Below are 22,067 nucleotides of genomic sequence, written 5' to 3'. Positions count from 1 at the left end.
CATCGAATAGTCGCGGTGGCCTCGGTCAGCGCAGGGTGACGACGACCTTGCCGGTGGCGGTGCGATTGTCGAGGGAGGCGACCGCCTCGGCGGCGCGGTCCAGCGGGTAGAGCACCGGTTCCGGCGGCGCGATCCTGCCGGAGGCGAGCAGCGGCTCGACCTCTTCCCACTGCTCGGTCAGATAGCCCGGATGGGTCATCACCCACTCGCCCCAGGCCGCGCCGATCACCTCGACATTCTTGAGCAGCAGTCGATTCACCTTGACCGTCGGGATCTCACCGGCGGTGAAGCCGACCACCAGCAGGCGGCCCGCCGGAGCGAGACTGCGGATGCTGTCGGTGAACCGGTCGCCGCCGACCGGATCGAGCACGATATCCACACCGCGGCCACCGGTCAGCTCCTTGACGGCCGCGAGCCAGCCGTCGGTCAGCACTACATCGGTGGCGCCGTTGGCGCGCGCGACCGCCGCCTTCTCCTCGGTGCTCACCACCGCGATGACCCGGCCCGCACCCAGCGCGGCCGCCATCCGCAGCGTCGAGGTGCCGATACCGCCTGCGGCGCCGTGCACCAGCACGGTCTCTCCCGCGGCCAGCCTGCCGCGATTGCGCAGGCAGAAGTGCACGGTCAGGTCGTTGAACAGGATCCCCGCCCCGGACTCCAGAGAAACGTTGTCCGGCAATCGGAAAACCATCTGCGTCGGCGTGACCGCCACCTCGGCGATGGCATTGCCGAGCATGGTCAGTGCGACCACCCGATCCCCCGCCGAGACGTGCGCGCCCTCCGGCGCCTCCCGCACGATTCCCGCGACCTCGCCACCGACGACGAACGGCAACTCGGGCTTCATCTGGTACAGACCCCGTGTCATCAGCACATCGGGAAAAGCCACCCCGGCCGCGTGCACGTCGATGACCACACCCCCGGAATATGCCGCGGGCTCCGGAATCTCGACGACCTCGATCGCTTCCGGCCCCTCCAGCTTGCTGACCTGAGCTGCGCGCATATGCCGACCTCTCTGTCCCACTCGGCGACACCCACATCATCACCGACGTCCCGATCAACCTAACCACCCCCGCTCCGCCCCCTGTCCACACCACCCGTTTTTGCTATGCTGACCGCGACCTGAGGTGGGGACGAAGGGGGAGTCTTTCGTGGTAGATCAAATGGACCCGGGCACGTTGCGCGTCGACGCGGGCGCGCTGCAGACCTTCGCCAAGAATCTCGGCAACGAGGCGGACGGGATCAAAAAGCTCAACGCCGGTGACGGTTTCGATGTCGCGGCGAACGCACTGCCCGGCACCCAATTCGGAACCGCGGTGCAACCGGCAACCGACGCCGTCAATCGCAGCCTGACACGAATCGGCGAGCGCCTCGACAAGATCGCCTCGATCACCCACAACGCCGCGGGCGCCTTCGAAGTCGCCGAGACCGACTTCGCGAACAGCCTGAAAACGATCGGCCTGCAACTGCCATGACCCTCAGTCTCGATGATGTGGCCAAGTGGGAGCCGGAGCACCTCACCACCGCGGCGAATAACGCGCTCGAGATCTCGACGAATCTGGATGCCGCAATTCGCAAAGGGACGGAAGACACCGCGAAGCTCGGAACCGACAAGGTCTGGTCGGGTGCCGCCGCCGCTGCGGCGAACACGCGGATGGGGACCGAGCAGACCCGTGCCTCCGAAGTCAGTACGCGGTTGCACGAACTTCAGACGGCGTTCCAGGCCGAGGTGGGTCGACTGCGGTACCTCAAGGACGAGATCGTCAAGCTGCGCAATACAATCCAGACCGCCTCGCCGGTTCCGGCTGACGGCAAGGGTCTCATCACCGGCTTCGCGGTGAACCCCGACGGTACGATTGATCCGGCAGCCCGGATCGCCGAGTTACTCGGCCCATTGTCCGGCCAAGACAACCAGAACGCCGACACCCAAAACCTCACGATACGTGCCCAGACCGACGCCGCGAACTGGTCGAACCAGATCACTCTGAAGCTGAAGGAAGCCGAGCAGGCCGCTAACGACGCAAAAACCAAGGTTGACACCGCCGTACAGAACCTGGAGAAGGCCTTCGGCAACCTGGGTGACCCGAATGCCATTGCGTCGCAGCCGCAGAACACCAGCACGACACCGGCCACCACCACGAACTCCAACACGAGCAAGCCCAGCTATGTGACGAGCAGCCACCATGGCAGCGGCTCCGGATCGTCTTCCGGCACATCGAATTACGGGACCACCGGTGGTACGCACAACGCGACCGGGCCGATGCCGACGGGCGACGTCGCGGAATGGATCAAGAAGGCCAAGGCCAAGTTGATCGAAATGGGGTACAGCCCGGATCAAATCGATGAGCGGGCCCTGGCCATGATCATCGAGCACGAGTCCGGCGGCAACCCGTTGATCGTCAACGATTGGGACAGCAACGCCGCGGCAGGCCACCCCTCAAAGGGCCTGATGCAGACGATCGACAGCACCTTCAACGCGTATAAGGCGCCTGGCCACGACAATATCTACGACCCGGTCGACAACATCATCGCCGGAACCCGCTACGCCATCGACCGGTATGGTTCCCTGTCCAACGTCCCCGGTGTGGCGGCCGTCAACAGCGGCGGCGCCTACCAGGGCTACTGACCGAGGATCCGCCCCATTGCCCCCTGACCTACCGTGCGATCAGGCGGTGTCGTCCCGCTGTGGATCGGCGTGTTCGGCCGGTTTGCCGAGTTTCGCGGGTAGGTCGGCCTCGAGCATGGCCCAATACTGCCCCGGGGACCGACAGATGGGAGTAGGGGCGGCTCGGCGCGAGGGTGTGACGTACGCCCCGTAAAGTCGTCTCAGAACAGCAGCGTAAGAGAACGCGGCACACCGTGCAGCGCGAGGAGCACCAGTGTCACTCGATCAGCCACTCGCCCCGCTTCCCCAGGAGGGCATGGGGTTTGCGTCGGCGTGGCCCATCCGGGCTGGCGATGTAGATCCGTACAACCGCTTGCGGTTCGACGCAGTCGCCCGTTATCTGCAGGACATCGCCTGGGAGCAACTGCAACAGACGAATCTGCATACGACCGATCCGAGCTGGATCGTGCGTCGTACGGTGATCGACGTGATCCGGCCGATCCTGTGGCCCGACCAGGTGCGGTTGCTGCGGTGGTGTTCGAGCATGTCCACCCGGTGGACGAATATGCGGGTGCGCATCACCAGCGCGAACGGTGGATTGATCGAGACCGAGGGCTTCTGGATCAATATCAGCGAGTCCAACAATATGCCAGCCAGGATCAGCGACGAGGGCCTGGCCTATCTGGCGCAGACCACCAATGAGCACCGCCTGCGCTGGCGGCCCTATCTCACCGACGCCACCCCGCCGGAATCGGATACCGATATGCCGTTCCCGGTGCGGGCCACCGATATCGACCAGTACAACCACGTCAACAATGCCTGTTATTGGCAGGCGGTGGAACAGTTCCTGGTCGAATACCCCAAGCTGGTCGCGGGGCCGCATCGCGCGGTGATCGAGTACGTCGCGCCGGTACTGGCTCGTCAGCATGTCACCGTGCGCAGCCGCTACGAACCGGGCGACCGCTCCGGACGGCCGGTGCTGCGGTTGTGGTTCGTGGTCGGCGGCACCACCACGACCGTCGTGCGCATCATGCCCCTGTAAAGAAAACCGGCTCCGTTCAGGGAACGGAGCCGGTTGTCTGTTCAGCCGCGCGCGGCCTTGAGCAGATCCTCACGGGTAGTGAACTTGACCCGCGGACGGCCTGACGCCTTACCCGCGGACTTCTCCGCCGTATCGATCGCCTTCCAGCCCTCACGGTCGACCAGATCGGCCTGCCGCTGTCCGAGCAGCGCCTTCAGCGCGGCCCGATCGCGCTGTGGCACAGCGAGTTTGCCCGCGGTGAAGTCGGCGATGAGCTGCTCGACGGTCTCCTCGGCGTCGATGCGGTTGGAGCCGATGACACCGCGCGGACCGCGCTTGATCCAGCCGCTCACGTACACGCCGGGCACCGGAATACCGTCCTCGCCGATGACGCGACCGTGCTCATTGGGGACGACAGCACGGCGTTCGTCGAAGGGCAGATCCTTGATCGCTTCGCCCTTGTAGCCGATGGAACGCAGAACAAGTCCGGTGTCCAGGGTTTCGCTGCGATCGGTCGTGCGCGCCAGCAACTGGCTGTTCTCGCTGACCAACTCGTTGTGCGCGAACTCCACCGACTCGACGTGATCGGCGCCGTGCAATGCCGTCGGCGAGACCAGGTAGCGGAAGACGATCCGCTTATTGGCCGGATCACGACGCCCCGACGCGTACTCCTTGGCCAGCGTGTACTTCAGCTCCAGCGACGGCTCGACCTCGGGATCGTCCAGCAGCGCCTGGCTGCCCGGGTCGAGTGCCAGGTCGGCCTCCTCGACGATGACATCGACGCCCTTCAGATGCGTCAGTGCCAGGAACTCCGGCGAGGTGTAGGCAGCCTGCAGCGGACCACGCCGACCGAGTACGACGACCTCGCGAATATTGCTGCCGCGCAATGCGTCCAGGGCATGGTCGGCGATATCGGTCTTGGCGAGTTCGTCCGGGTCCACCGTCAGCACGCGAGCGACATCGAGGGCGACATTGCCGTTGCCGACGATCACCGCGCGCTCGCCGGACAGGTCGAACGTGCGATCCGCGTAGTCCGGATGGCCGTTGTACCAGGCGACGAATTCGGTGGCGGAATGGCTGCCGGGCAGATCCTCGCCCGGCACACCGAGACGCCGGTCGGAGGACGCGCCCACCGCGTAGATGACCGCGTGGTGATGGGCGAGCAGTTCCTCATGGGTGATGTGCGAGCCGACCTCCACATTGAGGTGGTACTGCAGCGCCTCGCGCCGGAAGGCCGACTCGAACAGCCCGGAGACCGTCTTCGTGCCCGGGTGGTCCGGGGCGACGCCCGCACGCACCAGACCCCACGGCGTCGGCAGCCGGTCGAACATCTCGACCTCGACATCGCAGCGGCGCAGCAGTTCGTCGGCCGCGTAACAGGCCGCGGGTCCCGCGCCGACGATCGCGACGCGCAGCGTGCCGAGTTCCTTGGGCGGGCGCGCGGGCGTGACGATCGGATCGAAATTCGATTCGAGTGGATGCCGTTGGAAGTAGGCGGCGTTGATGTCTCGATACCTGGCCAGCGACGCGGTCAGATCATCCTCGGAGAAGATGGCCTCCACCGGGCACGCGTCGACGCAGGCACCGCAGTCGATACAGGTGTCGGGGTCGATGTAGAGCATCTCGGTCGTCGCGAATTCCGGCTGGTCCGGGGTGGGACGGATGCAATCGACCGGGCACTCAGTGACGCAGCTGGCGTCGTTGCAACAACGCTGCGTGATTACGTAGGCCATATTGTGCAGATCCTCGAAAATGTACCTGGGCTATAGCCACCCAAGGGTGTCGGGAGTGGGTCGGGAGCGTCATCGCCACGGTGCCGACGGAGGGTGCCCCATCAGGCGCCGTGATGTGATGCCGCTTTCAGTTTGCCTCGAGTGTGTTCGAGGCCTCTCCTCCGGAGGGCTTACGGTATCTCCATGGTGCGGACTCTGATCCTCATGCGGCACGGTAAGTCGGCCTATCCCAACGGTATCTCCGATCACGAGCGCCCGCTTGCGCCGCGTGGTCAGCGCGAGGCCGGACTTGCCGGTCAGTGGTTACGCGAGACCCAGCCGCCGATCGATGCGGTACGGTGCTCGACCGCGACCCGCACCCGGGAAACGCTGGCCGCCACCGGAGTTACCGCACCGGTGGTCTACGAGGCGGGCATCTACGAGGCGTCACCGCGCACGCTCATCGAATTGGTCCAGCTCAGCGATGACGATGTCACGACGCTGCTGGTAATCGGGCATGCGCCCGGAATGCCGTGGACGGCATGGGAGTTGGCGAGCAATCGCGATTCCGAACCGGCGATCGAGCTCAGCCGGAAGTTCCCCACGTCGGCACTCGCGGTACTCGAATTCGACCGGCCGTGGGCGCAGGTGGACGAGGGCACCGGCGATCTGGTGCGCTTCCACATACCGCGCTGAACGCGGCGCTCAGTGCAGTAGTTTGCCGCCGACGACCACAACGACGCCGAGGACGACGAGCAGCACGAACGCGGCGAATCCGCCGAGCAGCCACCACACGACGCCGAGCGCCAGCACGAACGGCGCCACCGCGATGGCGGTGATCACGGGGCTTTCCTTGACCGTGGCCCAGGCCGAGCGGGCCCTGATCCGGTCGATGTCCTTACCTGGCATGTCACCAGGGTAGGTGCGAAAACCAGTTCTCGCCGTCGAGCGGGTGGGATGCTCGACGGATGGATTGGAAAATCGAACTGGTCGCAATCCCGGTGACCGATGTGGACCGCGCCAAGGACTTCTACACCAAGATCGGCTTCAATGCCGACCACGACCACCGCGTCAACGAGAGCCTGCGCTTCGTCCAGCTGACCCCACCCGGCTCCGGCTGCTCCATCTGCATCGGCGAAGGCATTACCGACGCCGCACCGGGCAGCGTCGAAGGCATGCAGATGGTCGTCGCGAGCGCCGAGGAGGCGTACCAGCAGTTGGTCGCCTCGGGTGTGGAGGCGTCGCCGGTAAAGGACATGGGCTGGGGACTGTTCACCTTCTTCGCCGATCCGGACGGCAACAAATGGGCTGTGCAGGAGCTGCCCAAGCGCGACTGAACCCCGCGAACCGGCCCATGTCGGTCATCGCCGCGTAGCGGATGCGCGACGATGACCGCTTTCGGGCGCGTCAGGTGGCTGCAGCCGAATCCGTGATTCGGCAGAATTGGAGCTTGCTTGGAGTGCGCTCCGGGTTACTAACGTCGGTTTTGGTCATCGAGAAAGGCGAGTGCAGTGGGTGGAGCCGTAGGTCAGGTTGTCGGTGACGAGCAAGTCGTGGACGCGGATCGGGAGAAGCCGCAGTATTCGATCGGCGAGGCGGCGGATCGATCGGGACTCAGTCGCGACACGCTGCGCTGGTACGAGCGGATCGGGCTGATGAATTACATCGGGCGCGATCACGCCGGGAAGCGGCGGTTCAGCAAGCGCGATCTGGAGTGGTTGGCGTTGATCGGCAGGCTGCGCACCACCGGTATGTCGGTGGCGGACATGGTCCGCTATGCCGAATTGGTGCGGGAGGGGGAATCCACCGTGCCCGAGCGGCTGCAGATGTTCCGCAATACCCGCGCGGAGGTGCTCGCCAAGATCGACGAACTCCGTCAGACCCTGGCCGTACTCGATTACAAGATCGACCTGTACGAGGGCAAGACCGCCGCCGCCAAACCGGCCGCACTCACGAAATGACTGCTATCCCGAGGAACCCAGCGCAGCAGGATGATCCGGACCGCAGTCCGGTCACCGTGCTGCTCTACTATCCGGTCCATGGAGTCCTCCGGCAGACGCGTATTCATCGATAAACAGACACCCGAGGCGTTTCGCGCGCTGAACACCGTGGCCAGCGCGGTCCGCGCGGCGGGTGCCGAGGCTGGACTCGACCGCAGGCTCATCGAACTGATCAATCTGCGCGTCTCGCAGATCAACGGCTGCGCCTACTGCCTGGACGTACACCATCGCGCCGCCGTCGGCGCCGGTGCCACCGAGCGTGAACTCGCCGTACTGTCCGCGTGGCGGCGCACGGAGCTGTACACGCCGCGGGAACGGGCCGCGCTGGCACTTGCCGAACTCACCACCACGCTGCCGGACGAGGCCACGATGGATCGTGAGTACGCTCTGGCACGGGAGCATTTATCGGATGAGCAGGTCTCGGCGATCCTCTGGGTCGCCACCACGATCGGCGCGTTCAACCGCGTATCGATCCTGAGCAAGCACCCGGTACGCCCGACGAAGGAGAAGTCCACCATGACCGAATCGACGCCCGAGAGCAAGGTCGTTCGCAACGACGAGAAGCAGCGCTACGAGGTTTTCTACGGCGGCGAATTGGCCGGATTCGCCGAGTACGAGGAGCGCGACGACGAGACGGTGTTCATTCACACCGAGATCGATGGCGCGTTTTCCGGTAAGGGTCTCGGCACCGTCCTGGCCGAGCACGCGGTCGAGGATGCGGTCACCCGCGGCCGGGTGATCCGGCCGCTGTGCCCGTTCATCAAGGCCTACCTGGAGAAGCATCCGAAGTACGACGAGCATGTGATCGGCAAGGGCGTCACCCGATGAGTGATCTCGATGCGCATCCCGAGGAAGCGGTGTGTGAGGCGACACCGGGTCCCGGGCCGGTCGCGGAGCTCTATCCGGCGCGCGAGGTCCCACTCGGCGGAGTGCGCGGTGTTTACGTGGAACGCGTACTGCCGCAACGTGATCTGCCGACGGTCGGCGCCTGGTGCTTCCTCGATCACTTCGGCTCGCCCACAGTCACCAAGACGGGTGCGTCACCGGATATCGATCCGCACCCGCATATCGGATTGCAGACGGTGACCTGGCCGTTCGACGGACGCATCCGGCACCGCGATTCGATCGGCTCCGATGTGCAGATCGAGCCGGGGCAGCTGAATCTGATGACCTCCGGGCGCGGCATCGCCCATTCCGAATACGGCGTCGCGGGGGCGCACGCCGGGCACGGCCTGCAGTTGTGGATCGCGTTGCCCGGCGACAGCCTCGGGATCGATCCACATTTCGAACAGCATCGTGAGCTGCCGGTCTACCAAGCACCGGGTTTGCGAGCCATCGTGTTGATCGGCACGTTCGCCGGGCTCACCTCGCCCGCCAAGGCGTACACACCGATTGTCGGCGCGGATGTACGGATCGAACCGGGCACCGACACCGCCATCGCCCTCGACCCCGATTTCGAGCACGCGCTCATGGTGATCGAGGGCAATGTCACCGCCGATGGCACCGAAATCGCCGCCGGCCCACTGCTCTACCTGGGCACCGGCCGCGACGAACTGCGCCTCGACAGCACCGAGGGCGCGCATTTTGCGCTCATCGGCGGCGAGCCGTTCGGTGAGGAACTGGTGATGTGGTGGAACTTCGTCGGCCGCAGTCACGAGGACATCGTCGAGGCCCGAAACGATTGGGAGAAACACGTTGTCGAGCGCTTCGCCGATATCGCGGGACACACACCGCAACAACGTATTCCGGCCCCGCCGCTGCCCGGTCTGCATCTGAAGCCGCGCAAGCGGCGCATGGGTCCCGCCAGGACCTGAATTCGGGTATCTTCGTCCGAAGCAAACCGGACATTCCACGCCGGTGGTCGGATGAAAGAGCAGGATGAGGATCTCGAGAATCACCGCGACGGCACTGCTTGCGCTCGCGGCCACCACGATCGGCACCAGCGTCGTCCACGCCGAACCCGCACCGGCCGCGCCGAATTCGACCGCCGACGTACCGCTCGATCTGCAGGGCTTCTTCCAGCACATCGGCTATCACGTCGCGGCGACGCAGGACCGTCACGCCGTGGTGACGACCATTTCGGAGGGTCGCTGGGACCTGCTTCGCGGCAACAAGGTCATCTCGCTGACCGATCCCGACGGGCAGGTGGTCGCCGCGCTACCGACCGCGGTGAAGATCGCCGGACATCGGATCGATCTGGTGCCGACCATCGACGAGGCGGGCACCCGGCTCTCGCTCACCCCGATCAGCACGACCGATGACCCAGTCCGGGACGTGAGCACCGAGCAGCGCTTCTTCGATCAGGTCGAGAAGTCCATGCCGCAGGTGCTGACCGGTGCCGCCATCGGTGCGGCCATCGGATTCGTGCTCGGCTTTCCGCTCGGTCTTTTCGTCTTCGACTTCATCACCGTCCCGGTCATGACCGTGGTCGGCGGGACCATCGGTGCGTTCGCCGGTCTGTCCGCCGGTGGTGGTGAACCCGCCGTGCAGGCGGCGATGGATTACTTCGACCTCAATCCCTGAGCGAGCCGATATCGTCGTGCGGTAGCAGGCGCTGCGTCCCGATGACGCGCAATAGATCCAGCTTCTCCGCGGCATCGGTGCCCGGACGCGGCATATAGACCAGCAGACGCTGGGCCGCGTTCGAGGTCAGCAGGGTTTCGCAGACCGTATCGATCGCGCCGACCTCGGGGTGCAGGATCCGCTTGATGTCCGAAGTCCGCACCGCCACTGCGTGTTCGTGCCACAACTGCTCGAATTCCGCACTCGCGGCGCGCAATCGGCTCACATATTCGGCGACGTCGGCATCGCCGGATCGGCGCGCCGCGGTGGCGCGCAAATCCGCGACGTGGTTGCGGCCCAATCGCTCCCAGTCGTCCTCAGGAAAGATCGAACGCGACCGCGGATCGGTGAACCAGCGCCAGGCATAGAACCGGTCCCAGCCGCGCCGATTCGCGTGGTCGCCGACGAGCAGGGTGTGCATCCGGTTCTGTACCAGCACCTCGCCCAGGTCGGTGATGACCGTGGCCGCCGTGTCGTCCAGTTTCGCGAGCATGTGCATGAGCCCGGGACCGACGTGCTTGTCGGCGGACTCGCGTCCGGGCGGGGCGTGGTCGCACAGGTGATACAGGTGGTCGCGCTCGTCATTGCCGAAGCGCAGCGCCCGCGCCAGCGACGCCAGCACCTGGGTGGAGGGACGCGGGCCGCGGGACTGCTCGAGGCGGGTGTAGTAGTCGGTGGACATGCCCGCCAGCAGTGCCACCTCGTCCCGGCGCAGCCCTGGCGTGCGCCGACGTACCCCCGGTGGCAGGCCGACATCCGCGGGCGTCAACTGTTCGCGCCGCCTGCGCAGAAAGTCGGCCAGTTCGGAACGGTCCATAGCACCACTTTCCCCTAATACGCGCGGGCCAGCCAGGGATCGCCGATCCCCCGATAAGCGATCTCTGCCGCCGCGCTTGGACAGGGTCCAAGCTGGTCCTATGACGACATCGAAGCTCACCAGCAAGCTCGGAAATACCGGCCCGGCGGTCAGTCGCATCGGACTCGGCGCCATGGGCATGTCCGGCATGTACGGCGCCGCCGACGACGCCGAATCGATCGCCACCATCCACGCCGCCCTGGACTCCGGCGCCAACCTCATCGACACCGGCGATTTCTATGGCGCGGGTCATAACGAGATGCTGATCGGCCGGGCCATTGCCGAGCGTCCTCGCGAGGACATGGTGCTCAGCGTGAAGTTCGGCGCGCTGCGCGGACCGGGTGGCACCTGGGGCGGCACCGATAACCGACCCGTCGCGCTGCGCAACTTCCTCACCTACAGCCTGCAGCGGCTCGGCGTGGATTACATCGATATCTACCGGCCCGCGCGGTTGGATCCGAACGTCCCGATCGAGGAGACCATCGGGGCCATGGCCGAACTCGTCGAGGCGGGCTATATCCGGCACATCGGCCTGTCCGAGGTCGGCGTCGAGACCATTCGTCGGGCCGCCGCCGTGCACCCGATCGCCGACCTGCAGATCGAATACTCCCTGATCTCCCGGGGTATCGAGGCCGAAATACTGCCCGCGGTAAGGGAACTCGGCATCGGTATCACCGCATACGGCGTGCTGTCGCGTGGCCTGCTCAGCGATTCGGTTCGGCCGGGCGCGACCTTCGCACCGACCGACTTCCGCGCGCACAGCCCGCGCTTCCAAGGTGAAAACCTCGACCAGAACCTGAAATTGGTCGATGCTCTCGCGAAAATCGCTGCGGAAAAGGAGGTCTCGGTCGCGCAATTGGCCATTGCCTGGGTGCTCACCCGGGGCGCGGATATCGTGCCGATCCTCGGCGCGCGCACGCGCCAGCGCTGGTCGGAATCCCTTGGGGCCGTGGGCATCCAGCTCAGCGCGAACGAACTGGCCACCATCGAGGCCGCGGTGCCCGCGGACCGGATCGCTGGCGAGCGTTATGCGCAAGCGCAGATGGCGCTGCTGGACAGCGAGCGCTGAAATCCGGGGCTGGGAGGCGTTCCTCCCAGCTCACTTCCGCCGTGGCCGAATAACCGCCGTGAATGCCGATGCGGCAACAGACTTTCCGGTGCTATCGGTGATATTCACCGGCACCTCCAGCTCGATATCGACCCGTGCCGCGATATCCGCGCGCACCTGAGCCAGGGTTTCGGCGGTCAACTCGGAGGTGGCAAGGAACGGGCCTGCCGCACCCTTGGCCCGCGCGAGGTATTCGATCCGACCGTCACGGGCGACGATGAAGGTCTCACCCATCAGATCGACAATGCCGGAAATCGACGCGCCCATCGCCGCGGTCTCGGCCAGGCCGAACAGCACCGCGGCATGCAGATCGCCATTGTGGTTGAGATGTTCGGGCTTCGGCGCCATCGCCACGACATTGCGGCCAGCGCTGAATTCCACACCTTCGATGCCGGTGAACTGGATAAATCCCAGCTTCTGAAATCCGGCCATCACCAGATCGCCCATGGCCGCGTCATCCATCGCATCTCCCACCGAACTGAAACGTGTTCCAATTTCATACCGCGCGGGATAGCGATTGTCCACCGTGGATCAGTAGGAAGACGATCGGGTGAGCGTGACGACCAGGTAGCCGAGCGCGAGTACCACACACAGCACATTCGCGACCATGGCTGCGATCCCCCAGCCCCGCGCCTTCTTCGACGCGTCCATGGCGCCCGCGATGTCGCCCGCGATCCACTTCGAATGCACCTGGGTACCGAAGACGATCGCGACCATTCCGAGCACCGTCCCCACCAGACAGGTGAGCGTCCCGATAATCGTGGCGAGGACCGCGAAGCCCAGATGTGCCGGTGGCTCGAACTGCGGCTGGGCCGCCGGGTAGCCATAGCCGGGCTGTTGTCCGTAGGTCATGGGTGTAGTCCCGTCTCGAAGTCGGCGGCCGGGCCCGGCATTTCGGGCCGTTCCAGCCTACGAACCTTTTCGCGCACCCGTGCACGGCGACCGCGGATGATCGCGCGATCGGCTCGGCTTGGGCACAATTGAAAACGGTGGCAGCTATCGCGATTGGATATTGCATGACGGCATCGACTCGGAGAGTTGAGGGAAAGCCGATGTGTCCGCGGCCGATCGGACGGTAGGGCCGATGTACGACCCGACCGCCGATATCGATCGGATCATCGCGCAGCAGGTGGGTTGGTCAACGGCCGACGACCATCTGCTGTACACCTGCGGTGTCATCGACTTCCTGCTGCACGACCGGCTTGCCGAACTGCCGACCCGAGCCACCATGGTCCGAACCGAACCCGACGAAATCTGCTTGGCCGAGGGGCCCGCGGTCTGGTTTCAGTGGCGGGCGGTCGGCGACGGAACCTGGAATCCCAACAGCGTCATCGCGGTCGGATCGCTATCCTTCGTGGCCGCCGCCCATCTCGGCAATGCCATGGCGAACCGCGCGCGCCGTCGCCAGGCCGAGGCCGGACTGCGCCCGCGATGGGTGGCCGAACGTCCCGGGACGGTAATGGTTTCGGACCGACGGATGTACTGCTACAACGCCGATCATTCGTTCTCGGTGCATTGGGCAGGTCTGGAAATGGTGGATCTGCCCGGTCCCGACCGGCTGGTCTGCCGTTATCCGGATCGGAACGGCCATCCACATCTCCTGCAGGTCCAAAGCCCATGGGCGGTACTGATTTTCGCACTCGCGGCACATACCCAGTTCCCGAGCCACCCCCTCTTGCTATCGGGCAACTGGCTACCGGCAGGGTTCGAGGAGAAATGCCACATCGCAGGCAAAACCTGTCCCCGAGTGCGTCATCGGAATCGCTAAAATGCGCGGACCGACCGCCGGTCATCACTACGGCAGAACATGGATGAAATCTAGTCCGGCGGTCTTCACCGCACGAAAGTGGTTGTCCGCAGTAGCAATTTCGCGTATTCCGAGTCGCTCGGCAACAGCAATCAGAGAAGCGTCCGCAGGGCCCAATGGAAAGCTCGCGAACTGCTTCATTAGCTCGATGATCCGCAGCGTGTCCGCGGAATCGAACTCATCCCCGCGTGCCGTTTATCCCGCCGATTCATCACTGCGACTAGGACATTAGCATCGACGATCAGTGTCACTGGGCCTCAAAGAGTTCGGTATCCATCCGCTCGCTGAGGTCTTCTGGGCCGTCGAAGGTCGGCAGTGCGGCGAGTCGATCGCTTGCGCCACCCTTGACCAATCGCAGCAGCGCCTCACGCGCTGCCGGGGCAACCTCTGGTCGGAGTTGTTCGACGAGGCGATGCAGTTCTGGGTAGTGGTCGTACGCCACGCTCATGCTTCGACAATGCCGTGAAACGACAATCGCCCCGCTCCAGTTGGAGCGGGGCGATTGCCTATTACCGACTACCGGTAGTCGCTGAAACCGTAATCGTCGAGCGGGACCGCGGCACCGGTGGTGGCGCCGAAGCTGTCCGGCGAGTAGTAGGTGTCGTCGTAGGACGGCACCGCGTACGCGGCGGCACGAGCCTCTTCGGTCGGCTGGACCTGGATGTTGCGGTAACGGTTGATACCGGTACCGGCCGGGATCAGCTTGCCGATGATCACGTTTTCCTTGAGGCCGATGAGCTTGTCCGAGCGGCAGTTGATGGCCGCGTCGGTCAGGACTCGGGTGGTCTCCTGGAAGGATGCCGCCGACAGCCACGAATCGGTCGCGAGCGACGCCTTCGTGATACCCATCAGCACCGGGCGACCCGCCGCGGGCTCATTGCCCTCGGCGACGACACGACGGTTGGAGGCCTCGAACTCGGAACGCTCGGTGAGCGAACCGGGCAGGAACTCCGTGGCACCCGAATCGATGATCGTCACGCGACGCAGCATCTGACGCACGATGACCTCGATGTGCTTGTCGTGGATCGACACACCCTGCGAGCGGTAGACCTCCTGGACCTCGTGGACCAGGTGGATCTGCACCTGACGGGGGCCCATCACGCGCAGCACCTCGTGCGGATCCGCCGCGCCTTCCAGCAGCTGCTGGCCGACCTCGACGTGGTCACCGTCGGAGAGCAGACGCTCGGTGCCGTCCTCGTGCTTGAACACCCGCAGACGCTGACGCTTCGAGAGCTTGTCGTAGACAACCTCTTCGCCACCGTCATCCGGGATGATGGTGATCTTGTAGAAGCGATCGTCGTCCTCGAGCCGCACCCGACCCGAGACCTCCGCGATCGGCGCCTTACCCTTCGGCACACGAGCCTCGAAGAGCTCCTGCACACGGGGCAGACCGCCGGTGATGTCGTCACCCGCGACACCACCCTGGTGGAAGGTACGCATGGTCAGCTGGGTACCGGGCTCACCGATGGACTGCGCGGCGACGATACCGACGGCCTCACCGATATCGACCAGCTTGCCGGTCGCCATGGAGCGGCCGTAGCAGGTCGCGCACACGCCGGTGCCGGTGGTGCAGGTCAGCACGGAGCGGACCTTCACATCGGTGATGCCTGCGTCGAGCAGCGCCTCGATGGCCGGGTCGCCGAGGTCGGCGCCCTTCTCCACGATGACATTGCCCTTCTCGTCGATCGCATCGGCGGCGAGCGTCCGCGCGTAGGCGGAGGTCTCCACGTGCGCGTCCCGGATCAGCGAGCCGTCGAGCTGCTTCTCCGCGATCGGCACCAGGATGCCGCGCTCGGTGCCACAGTCGTGCTCGCGCACGATGACGTCCTGCGAGACGTCCACCAGACGACGGGTCAGGTAACCCGAGTCGGCGGTGCGAAGCGCGGTGTCGGCCAGACCCTTACGAGCACCGTGGGTGTTGATGAAGTACTCCAGCACCGTCAGGCCCTCACGGAAGGAGGACTTGATCGGTCGCGGGATGAACTCACCCTTCGGGTTGGTAACCAGGCCCTTCATACCGGCGAGGGTACGAGTCTGGGTGAAGTTACCGGTCGCGCCCGAGTCGACGATCGTGATGATCGGGTTGTCGGCCGGGTAATGCGAACGCAGCGCCTTACCGACCTCTTCGGTCGCTTCCTGCCAGATCTTGACCAGGGCGTTGTTGCGCTCCTGGTGGTCGAGAGCACCGCGCTGGTACTTCTTCTCGATCTGATCGGACTGCGCCTCGTAGCGCTCCATGATCTCGGTCTTCTCCGGCGGAACGAGCACGTCCGACATCGAGACCGTCACGCCGGAACGGGTGGCCCAGTAGAAGCCCGCGTCCTTGAGCTTGTCGACGGTCTGCGCGACCACGATCATCGGGTAGCGCTCGGCCAGATCGTTGATGATCGTGGCCTGACGCTTCTTCGGCATCTGCTCGTTGATGAACGCGTAGTCCGCCGGGAGCAGCTCATTGAACAGCACGCGACCGAGAGTGGTCTCGGCGATCCATGCGTCGCCGCGGTTCCAGCCATCCGGGAACTGCTCGGCCTCGACCGCCTTCGGCGGACGCTGCTCGGTGAGGCGCACCTTGATCAGCGAACGCACGGTGAGCTCACCGCGGTCCACCGCCATCTGCGCCTCGGCGGGCGAGGAGTACACGCCCTGTTCCGGTGCGTCCTTGGTGGCGGCCCGGTACTCGCCCTTCGCGCCCTCTTCCAGGCGGGTCAGGTAGTACAGACCGGTCACCATGTCCAGACGAGGCATGGCCAGCGGACGACCCGAGGCGGGCGACAGGATGTTGTTCGAGGACAGCATCAAGATGCGGGCCTCGGCCTGCGCCTCCGCGGACAGCGGCAGGTGCACGGCCATCTGGTCACCGTCGAAGTCGGCGTTGAACGCCTCACAGACCAGCGGGTGCAGCTGGATGGCCTTACCTTCCACCAGCTGCGGCTCGAAGGCCTGGATGCCGAGGCGGTGCAGGGTGGGCGCACGGTTCAGCAGCACCGGGTGTTCGGCGATGACCTCTTCGAGGACATCCCACACCTGAGGCCGCTGCCGCTCGACCATCCGCTTGGCCGACTTGATGTTCTGCGCGTGGTTCAGATCGACCAGACGCTTCATCACGAACGGCTTGAACAGCTCCAGCGCCATCAGCTTGGGCAAACCGCACTGGTGCAGCTTCAGCTGCGGACCGACCACGATGACCGAACGGCCCGAGTAGTCGACGCGCTTACCGAGCAGGTTCTGCCGGAAACGACCCTGCTTACCCTTGAGCAGATCGCTCAGCGACTTCAGCGGGCGGTTACCCGGTCCGGTGACCGGGCGGCCGCGGCGACCGTTGTCGAACAGCGCGTCCACCGACTCCTGCAGCATCCGCTTCTCGTTGTTGACGATGATCTCGGGCGCGCCCAGATCGATCAGTCGCTTGAGGCGGTTGTTGCGGTTGATCACGCGGCGGTACAGGTCGTTCAGGTCGGAGGTGGCGAAGCGGCCACCGTCGAGCTGAACCATCGGGCGCAGCTCCGGCGGGATCACCGGAACGGCGTCGAGCACCATGCCCATGGGCGAGTTGCCGTTGGCCTGGAAGGCCGCGACAACCTTGAGCCGCTTCAGCGCGCGCAGCTTCTTCTGGCCCTTACCGCTGCGGATGGTCTCGCGCAGCGATTCGGCCTCGGCGTCGATGTCGAAGTTCTCCATCAGCTTCTGGATGGACTCCGCACCCATGGCGCCGGTGAAGTACTCGCCGTAGCGATCGATCAGCTCGCGGTAGAGCACCTCATCGACGATGAGCTGCTTGACCGACAGCTTGGTGAAGGTGTTCCAGATCTCGTCGAGCCGGTCCAGCTCACGCTGGGCGCGGTCGCGCAGCTGACGCATTTCGCGCTCGCCGCCGTCCTTGACCTTGCGGCGGACGTCGGACTTGGCGCCCTCGGCCTCGAGCTCGGCCAGATCTGCCTCGAGCTTCTGGGCGCGGGCCTCGAGATCGGCGTCGCGCTGATCGGCGACCGCCTTCTTCTCGACCTCCATCTCGGCCTCGAGCGTGGAGAGCTCGTTGTGCCGCAACTCCTCGTCGACGCCGACGATGACGTAGGCGGCGAAGTAGATGATCTTTTCCAGATCCTTCGGCGCCAGGTCGAGCAGGTACCCGAGGCGCGAAGGCACGCCCTTGAAGTACCAGATGTGGGTAACCGGAGCGGCCAGCTCGATGTGGCCCATCCGCTCACGGCGCACCTTGGCGCGAGTCACCTCGACGCCACAGCGCTCACAGATGATGCCCTTGAAGCGAACGCGCTTGTACTTACCGCAGTAGCACTCCCAGTCCCGGGTGGGACCGAAGATCTTCTCGCAGAACAGGCCGTCCTTCTCCGGCTTGAGCGTGCGGTAGTTGATGGTCTCCGGCTTTTTCACCTCGCCGTAGGACCACTGGCGGATGTCTTCGGCGGTGGCCAGACCGATCCGGAGTTCATCGAAGAAGTTGACGTCTAGCACGTAACTTCCTTTCCCCTATTCGGGTCGAATTCGAGCAAAAAGTTCACTAGTTGGTCGAGCGCGGAGACCGGATGTCGTCGGCGTGCACGACATCCGGCCCTACCGCCTAGTTCGCCAGATCGTCGACGGTCGCGGCTTCGTTCCTGGACAGGTTGATGCCCAGGTTCGCGGCCGCGCGCTCCAGATCCTCATCATCGCCGTCGCGCATCTCGATCGCCGCGCCGTCCGAAGACAGCACCTCGACGTTGAGGCACAGCGACTGGAGCTCCTTCAGGAGCACCTTGAACGACTCCGGAATGCCCGGCTCCGGAATGTTCTCGCCCTTGACGATCGCCTCGTACACCTTCACGCGACCGACCACGTCGTCGGACTTGATGGTGAGCAGCTCCTGCAGCGTGTATGCGGCGCCGTAGGCCTGCATGGCCCAGCACTCCATCTCACCGAAGCGCTGACCACCGAACTGCGCCTTACCACCGAGCGGCTGCTGGGTGATCATCGAGTACGGACCGGTCGAACGGGCGTGGATCTTGTCGTCGACCAAGTGGTGCAGCTTCAGGATGTACATGTAGCCGACGGCCACCGGGTACGGGAAGGGCTCACCGGAACGTCCGTCGAACAGCGTCGCCTTGCCGTTGTCGTCGACCATGCGCTCACCGTCGCGGTTCGGCAGGGTCGAGGCGAGCAGACCGGTCAGCTCCTCTTCACGAGCGCCGTCGAACACCGGGGTGGCGATGTTGGACTCGGCCGGAGCCGCCAGCATCTCCTCCGGCAATGCCCTTGCCCAATCCGGACGGGAACCGTCCGAGGCGCCGACATCCCAGCCCGCCTTGCCGATCCACCCGAGGTGGGTCTCCAAGATCTGGCCGATGTTCATACGACGCGGCACACCGTGGGTGTTCAGGATGATGTCCACCGGGGTGCCATCGGGCATGAACGGCATGTCCTCGGTCGGGAGGATCTTGCCGATGACGCCCTTGTTGCCGTGACGACCGGCGAGCTTGTCGCCGTCCTGGATCTTGCGCTTCTGCGCCACGTACACCCGGACCAGCTCGTTGACGCCCGGGGGCAGATCGTCGTCGTCCTCGCGCGAGAACACGCGGATGCCGATGACCTTGCCGGACTCACCGTGCGGCACCTTCAGCGAGGTGTCGCGCACTTCGCGCGCCTTCTCACCGAAGATCGCGCGCAGCAGCCGCTCCTCCGGGGTCAGCTCGGTCTCACCCTTCGGGGTGACCTTGCCGACCAGGATGTCGCCGTCGCGAACCTCGGCGCCGATACGCACGATGCCGCGCTCGTCCAGGTCCGCGAGCACCTCGTCGGAGACGTTCGGGATGTCCCGGGTGATCTCCTCGGCACCGAGCTTGGTGTCGCGGGCGTCGATTTCGTGCTCCTCGATGTGGATCGAGGTGAGCACGTCCTCCTCCACGAGACGCTGCGACAGGATGATCGCGTCCTCGTAGTTGTGGCCTTCCCACGGCATGATCGCCACGAGCAGGTTCTTGCCGAGGGCCATCTCACCGTTCTCGGTGCACGGACCGTCGGCGAGCACCTGACCGGACTCGACGCGCTGCCCCTCGTCCACGATCGGACGCTGGTTCGCGCAGGTGCCCTGGTTCGAGCGGGCGAACTTGCGCATCCGGTAGCTCTTGCGGGTGCCGTCGTCGGCCATCACGGTGACGTAATCGGCCGAAACCTCTTCCACCACACCGGACTTCTCGTTCACCACGACGTCACCGGCGTCGACCGCGGCGCGCAGCTCCATACCGGTACCCACGATCGGGGCTTCGGAACGGATCAGCGGCACGGCCTGGCGCTGCATGTTCGCACCCATGAGGGCACGGTTGGCGTCGTCGTGCTCGAGGAACGGAATCATCGCGGTCGCGACCGAAACCATCTGACGCGGCGAAACATCCATGTAGTCGACCTCGGAGGCGGGGACGAGTTCGTTCTCGTCGTTGCCCCGGCGGCAGAGCACGCGCTCCTCGATGAAGCGGCCGTCGGCGTCGACCGGCGAGTTGGCCTGCGCACGAACGTGGCGGTCCTCCTCGTCGGCGGTGAGGTACTTGACCTCATCGGTGACCACGCCGTCGACCACCTTGCGGTACGGCGTCTCGATGAAGCCGAACGGGTTGACCCGCGCGTACACCGAAAGCGAACCGATCAGGCCGATGTTCGGGCCTTCCGGGGTCTCGATCGGGCACATCCGGCCGTAGTGCGAGGTGTGCACGTCACGGACTTCCAGACCGGCGCGCTCACGGGACAGACCACCTGGGCCCAGCGCCGAGAGGCGACGCTTGTGGGTCAGGCCCGACAGCGGGTTGTTCTGGTCCATGAACTGCGACAGCTGCGAGGTTCCGAAGAACTCCTTGATCGCGGCCACGACGGGACGGATGTTGATCAGGGTCTGCGGCGTGATGGCCTCGACGTCCTGGGTGGTCATCCGCTCGCGGACTACGCGCTCCATGCGGGAAAGTCCGACCCGGATCTGGTTCTGGATCAGCTCGCCGACGGTGCGCAGGCGACGGTTGCCGAAGTGGTCGATGTCGTCGACCTCGACCGGCACCTCTTCGCCGCCCGGCGCGGTCATCATCCGATCACCGGCGTGCAGACGCACCAGGTACTCGATGGTGGTGACGATGTCTTCCTTGGTGAGCACCGATGCGGTGATCGGCTCGCCGAGGTGGATGCCGAGCTTCTTGTTGATCTTGTAGCGACCCACGCGAGCCAGGTCGTAGCGCTTCTCCTTGAAGAACAGGTTCTCCAGCAGGGTCTGCGCGGACTCCTTGGTCGGCGGCTCGCCCGGACGCAGCTTGCGGTAGATGTCCAAAAGCGCCTCGTCCTGACCGGCGGTGTTGTCCTTCTCCAGGGTCGACATCATGATCTCGGAGAAGCCGAAACGCTCGACGATCTCCTCGTTCGTCCACCCCAGCGCCTTCAGCAGCACGGTGACCGGCTGACGACGCTTGCGGTCGATGCGCACACCGACGGTGTCGCGCTTATCGATGTCGAACTCCAGCCAGGCGCCGCGCGACGGGATGACACGCACGCTGTGCAGGTCCTTCTCCGTGGCCTTGTCGACGCTGTGATCGAAGTACACACCCGGCGAACGCACCAGCTGCGAAACAACCACGCGCTCGGTGCCGTTGATGATGAACGTGCCCTTGTCGGTCATCATCGGGAAATCACCCATGAAGACCGTCTGGCTCTTGATCTCACCGGTGTTGTTGTTGATGAACTCGGCGGTCACGAACAACGGCGCCGCGTAGGTCATGTCCTTGTCTTTGCACTCGTCGATGGAGGCCTTGACCTCCTCGAAACGAGGATCCGAGAAAGAAAGGGACATCGACCCGGAGAAGTCCTCGATCGGCGAGAGCTCCTCGAGTACCTCCTCCAGACCGCCCGTTAGTCCGCCGTCGCCGCGAGCCGCGGCTTTCTCACGCCACGAGGGCGAGCCGATCAACCATGCAAATGAGTCGGTCTGTAGATCGAGAAGTCCGGGCACCTCCAAGGGTTCACGGATCTTCGCGAAAGACACCCGCAACGGGGCTCCGGGGATTCCGGCAACTGCCTTGGTCTGGGTGGAGACTGCCAAGATGCGTCCTTCCAGCACCTCACGCGCGTCGCGTGGTGGTCCGCGACCGTCGCTTGTCTGCTACGAATTCCGCTGGATACAACCCGAACGAAACCCGAACAGGCAACAACGGAAGTAACACCGGAAGGTGGAACTTACGTGTGCAAATCGAGGTATGGACAGGAGGCAGCCAGCGCAACGTCCAACCGTACACCAATACGCAAGGTGGTGTCAAAGTACCACCCGAACAAGCCTCCGCGTGGCGGCACGCCGTGACCGTTATGGCCGCGTGCCCGTGTCCGAATCGCTGGCTGCGTCGGGAGCCACGGGGCACGAGAAGCCACTGTGACAGCTGCCG

Annotated in this window: 20 protein-coding genes and 2 pseudogenes; 12 read left to right on the top strand and 10 right to left on the bottom strand. The window is 64.9% G+C overall.

Going from position 1 to position 22,067, the window contains the following annotated elements; genetic code table 11:
- Positions 1-25: 25 nt before the first annotated feature.
- Positions 26-1,000, bottom strand: coding sequence for an NADPH:quinone oxidoreductase family protein (locus tag NA5_RS08965; protein ID WP_062983864.1), 975 nt, complete (start codon positions 998-1,000; stop codon positions 26-28).
- 148 nt (positions 1,001-1,148) lie between these two features.
- Here NA5_RS08965 and NA5_RS08960 point away from each other — a divergent pair, with 148 nt between their 5' ends.
- From NA5_RS08960 to NA5_RS08950, 3 genes are all read left to right on the top strand, one after another.
- The gene (locus tag NA5_RS08960) at positions 1,149-1,472 is read left to right on the top strand and encodes a type VII secretion target (RefSeq protein WP_245672154.1); all 324 of its coding nucleotides are present in this window, start codon (positions 1,149-1,151) and stop codon (positions 1,470-1,472) included.
- Positions 1,473-1,489: 17 nt separating this feature from the next.
- Positions 1,490-2,623, top strand: a complete 1,134-nt coding sequence (locus NA5_RS08955; RefSeq protein WP_245672153.1) for a transglycosylase SLT domain-containing protein — start codon at positions 1,490-1,492, stop codon at positions 2,621-2,623.
- A 253-nt stretch (positions 2,624-2,876) separates the two neighbouring features.
- Positions 2,877-3,644 carry an acyl-[acyl-carrier-protein] thioesterase gene (locus NA5_RS08950; protein ID WP_062983856.1) on the top strand — a complete coding sequence of 256 codons (768 nt, stop codon included), beginning with the start codon at positions 2,877-2,879 and terminating at the stop codon, positions 3,642-3,644.
- A gap of 41 nt (positions 3,645-3,685) precedes the next feature.
- Here the strand turns inward: NA5_RS08950 and NA5_RS08945 are convergent, their stop codons facing one another.
- Positions 3,686-5,356, bottom strand: coding sequence for an FAD-dependent oxidoreductase (locus NA5_RS08945; RefSeq protein ID WP_062983854.1), 1,671 nt, complete (start codon positions 5,354-5,356; stop codon positions 3,686-3,688).
- A gap of 183 nt (positions 5,357-5,539) precedes the next feature.
- On the opposite strand from NA5_RS08945, the gene NA5_RS08940 reads away from it, so the two are divergent.
- Positions 5,540-6,031 (top strand): SixA phosphatase family protein, encoded by a 492-nt coding sequence (locus NA5_RS08940; protein WP_062983852.1) that lies wholly within the window; start codon positions 5,540-5,542, stop codon positions 6,029-6,031.
- A gap of 9 nt (positions 6,032-6,040) precedes the next feature.
- Here the strand turns inward: NA5_RS08940 and NA5_RS08935 are convergent, their stop codons facing one another.
- Positions 6,041-6,244 (bottom strand): hypothetical protein, encoded by a 204-nt coding sequence (locus NA5_RS08935; protein WP_062983850.1) that lies wholly within the window; start codon positions 6,242-6,244, stop codon positions 6,041-6,043.
- A gap of 59 nt (positions 6,245-6,303) precedes the next feature.
- Between NA5_RS08935 and NA5_RS08930 the strand changes: the two genes are divergently transcribed.
- The 6 genes and pseudogenes from NA5_RS08930 to NA5_RS08910 all read left to right on the top strand — a co-directional run bounded on the left by NA5_RS08930 (position 6,304) and on the right by NA5_RS08910 (position 9,858).
- Complete coding sequence (locus NA5_RS08930) at positions 6,304-6,672, top strand: glyoxalase superfamily protein (protein WP_062983848.1); 369 nt, start codon at positions 6,304-6,306, stop codon at positions 6,670-6,672.
- Positions 6,673-6,846: 174 nt separating this feature from the next.
- Positions 6,847-7,296 (top strand): MerR family transcriptional regulator, encoded by a 450-nt coding sequence (locus tag NA5_RS08925; RefSeq protein ID WP_084483981.1) that lies wholly within the window; start codon positions 6,847-6,849, stop codon positions 7,294-7,296.
- 69 nt (positions 7,297-7,365) lie between these two features.
- A pseudogene (locus NA5_RS43465) lies at positions 7,366-7,839 on the top strand (carboxymuconolactone decarboxylase family protein); the annotation flags it as partial.
- A 12-nt stretch (positions 7,840-7,851) separates the two neighbouring features.
- Positions 7,852-8,163, top strand: a complete 312-nt coding sequence (locus tag NA5_RS43460; RefSeq protein ID WP_307188871.1) for a GNAT family N-acetyltransferase — start codon at positions 7,852-7,854, stop codon at positions 8,161-8,163.
- Entirely contained in the window at positions 8,160-9,149 is a 990-nt protein-coding gene (locus NA5_RS08915; protein ID WP_062983845.1) for a pirin family protein, read from the top strand. Before NA5_RS43460 ends, NA5_RS08915 begins: the two co-directional genes overlap by 4 nt.
- A 64-nt stretch (positions 9,150-9,213) precedes the next feature.
- A complete protein-coding gene (locus tag NA5_RS08910) occupies positions 9,214-9,858 on the top strand; it encodes a DUF8020 domain-containing protein (protein ID WP_062983843.1) in 645 nt (214 codons plus the stop codon).
- Here the strand turns inward: NA5_RS08910 and NA5_RS08905 are convergent.
- Positions 9,848-10,714, bottom strand: coding sequence for a helix-turn-helix transcriptional regulator (locus NA5_RS08905; RefSeq protein WP_062983841.1), 867 nt, complete (start codon positions 10,712-10,714; stop codon positions 9,848-9,850). The two genes, NA5_RS08910 and NA5_RS08905, sit on opposite strands and share 11 nt — an antisense overlap.
- Positions 10,715-10,814: 100 nt before the next feature.
- On the opposite strand from NA5_RS08905, the gene NA5_RS08900 reads away from it, so the two are divergent.
- Complete coding sequence (locus tag NA5_RS08900; RefSeq protein ID WP_062983839.1) at positions 10,815-11,822, top strand: aldo/keto reductase; 1,008 nt, start codon at positions 10,815-10,817, stop codon at positions 11,820-11,822.
- A 30-nt stretch (positions 11,823-11,852) separates the two neighbouring features.
- Here the strand turns inward: NA5_RS08900 and NA5_RS08895 are convergent, their stop codons facing one another.
- Both NA5_RS08895 and NA5_RS08890 read right to left on the bottom strand, forming a co-directional pair.
- Positions 11,853-12,323, bottom strand: a complete 471-nt coding sequence (locus NA5_RS08895) for a PaaI family thioesterase (RefSeq protein WP_062984017.1) — start codon at positions 12,321-12,323, stop codon at positions 11,853-11,855.
- Positions 12,324-12,392: 69 nt separating this feature from the next.
- A complete protein-coding gene (locus tag NA5_RS08890) occupies positions 12,393-12,713 on the bottom strand; it encodes a CD225/dispanin family protein (protein WP_062983837.1) in 321 nt (106 codons plus the stop codon).
- Between the two features lie 232 nt (positions 12,714-12,945).
- Between NA5_RS08890 and NA5_RS08885 the strand changes: the two genes are divergently transcribed.
- Positions 12,946-13,629, top strand: a complete 684-nt coding sequence (locus NA5_RS08885; protein ID WP_062983836.1) for a hypothetical protein — start codon at positions 12,946-12,948, stop codon at positions 13,627-13,629.
- A 27-nt stretch (positions 13,630-13,656) separates the two neighbouring features.
- Here the strand turns inward: NA5_RS08885 and NA5_RS39160 are convergent.
- The 4 genes and pseudogenes from NA5_RS39160 to rpoB all read right to left on the bottom strand — a co-directional run.
- A pseudogene (locus NA5_RS39160) lies at positions 13,657-13,836 on the bottom strand (PIN domain-containing protein); the annotation flags it as partial.
- Positions 13,837-13,915: 79 nt separating this feature from the next.
- The gene (locus NA5_RS08880; RefSeq protein ID WP_062983834.1) at positions 13,916-14,116 is read right to left on the bottom strand and encodes a hypothetical protein; all 201 of its coding nucleotides are present in this window, start codon (positions 14,114-14,116) and stop codon (positions 13,916-13,918) included.
- Between the two features lie 68 nt (positions 14,117-14,184).
- Entirely contained in the window at positions 14,185-18,138 is a 3,954-nt protein-coding gene (locus tag NA5_RS08875; protein ID WP_062983832.1) for a DNA-directed RNA polymerase subunit beta', read from the bottom strand.
- Positions 18,139-18,244: 106 nt separating this feature from the next.
- Positions 18,245-21,748, bottom strand: coding sequence for a DNA-directed RNA polymerase subunit beta (rpoB, locus tag NA5_RS08870; RefSeq protein ID WP_062983830.1), 3,504 nt, complete (start codon positions 21,746-21,748; stop codon positions 18,245-18,247).
- Positions 21,749-22,067: the final 319 nt, after the last annotated feature.

This window comes from Nocardia anaemiae NBRC 100462 (assembly GCF_001612725.1).
In the GTDB taxonomy this organism is placed as follows: Bacteria; Actinomycetota; Actinomycetes; order Mycobacteriales; family Mycobacteriaceae; genus Nocardia; species Nocardia anaemiae.
The sequence above is the reverse complement of the archived record's forward strand: the minus strand, read 5'-3'. Positions and strand labels throughout refer to the sequence as shown.

What these genes read in the sequence shown, in the direction of transcription:
- NA5_RS08965 (WP_062983864.1), bottom strand. Translation starts at nt 1,000, where the DNA reads ATGCGCGCAGCTCAGGTCAGCAAGCTGGAGGGGCCGGAAGCGATCGAG.
- NA5_RS08945 (WP_062983854.1), bottom strand. Translation starts at nt 5,356, where the DNA reads ATGGCCTACGTAATCACGCAGCGTTGTTGCAACGACGCCAGCTGCGTC.
- NA5_RS08940 (WP_062983852.1), top strand. Translation starts at nt 5,540, where the DNA reads ATGGTGCGGACTCTGATCCTCATGCGGCACGGTAAGTCGGCCTATCCC.
- NA5_RS08935 (WP_062983850.1), bottom strand. Translation starts at nt 6,244, where the DNA reads ATGCCAGGTAAGGACATCGACCGGATCAGGGCCCGCTCGGCCTGGGCC.
- NA5_RS08930 (WP_062983848.1), top strand. Translation starts at nt 6,304, where the DNA reads ATGGATTGGAAAATCGAACTGGTCGCAATCCCGGTGACCGATGTGGAC.
- NA5_RS43460 (WP_307188871.1), top strand. Translation starts at nt 7,852, where the DNA reads ATGACCGAATCGACGCCCGAGAGCAAGGTCGTTCGCAACGACGAGAAG.
- NA5_RS08915 (WP_062983845.1), top strand. Translation starts at nt 8,160, where the DNA reads ATGAGTGATCTCGATGCGCATCCCGAGGAAGCGGTGTGTGAGGCGACA.
- NA5_RS08910 (WP_062983843.1), top strand. Translation starts at nt 9,214, where the DNA reads ATGAGGATCTCGAGAATCACCGCGACGGCACTGCTTGCGCTCGCGGCC.
- NA5_RS08905 (WP_062983841.1), bottom strand. Translation starts at nt 10,714, where the DNA reads ATGGACCGTTCCGAACTGGCCGACTTTCTGCGCAGGCGGCGCGAACAG.
- NA5_RS08900 (WP_062983839.1), top strand. Translation starts at nt 10,815, where the DNA reads ATGACGACATCGAAGCTCACCAGCAAGCTCGGAAATACCGGCCCGGCG.
- NA5_RS08895 (WP_062984017.1), bottom strand. Translation starts at nt 12,323, where the DNA reads ATGGATGACGCGGCCATGGGCGATCTGGTGATGGCCGGATTTCAGAAG.
- NA5_RS08890 (WP_062983837.1), bottom strand. Translation starts at nt 12,713, where the DNA reads ATGACCTACGGACAACAGCCCGGCTATGGCTACCCGGCGGCCCAGCCG.
- NA5_RS08885 (WP_062983836.1), top strand. Translation starts at nt 12,946, where the DNA reads ATGTACGACCCGACCGCCGATATCGATCGGATCATCGCGCAGCAGGTG.
- NA5_RS08880 (WP_062983834.1), bottom strand. Translation starts at nt 14,116, where the DNA reads ATGAGCGTGGCGTACGACCACTACCCAGAACTGCATCGCCTCGTCGAA.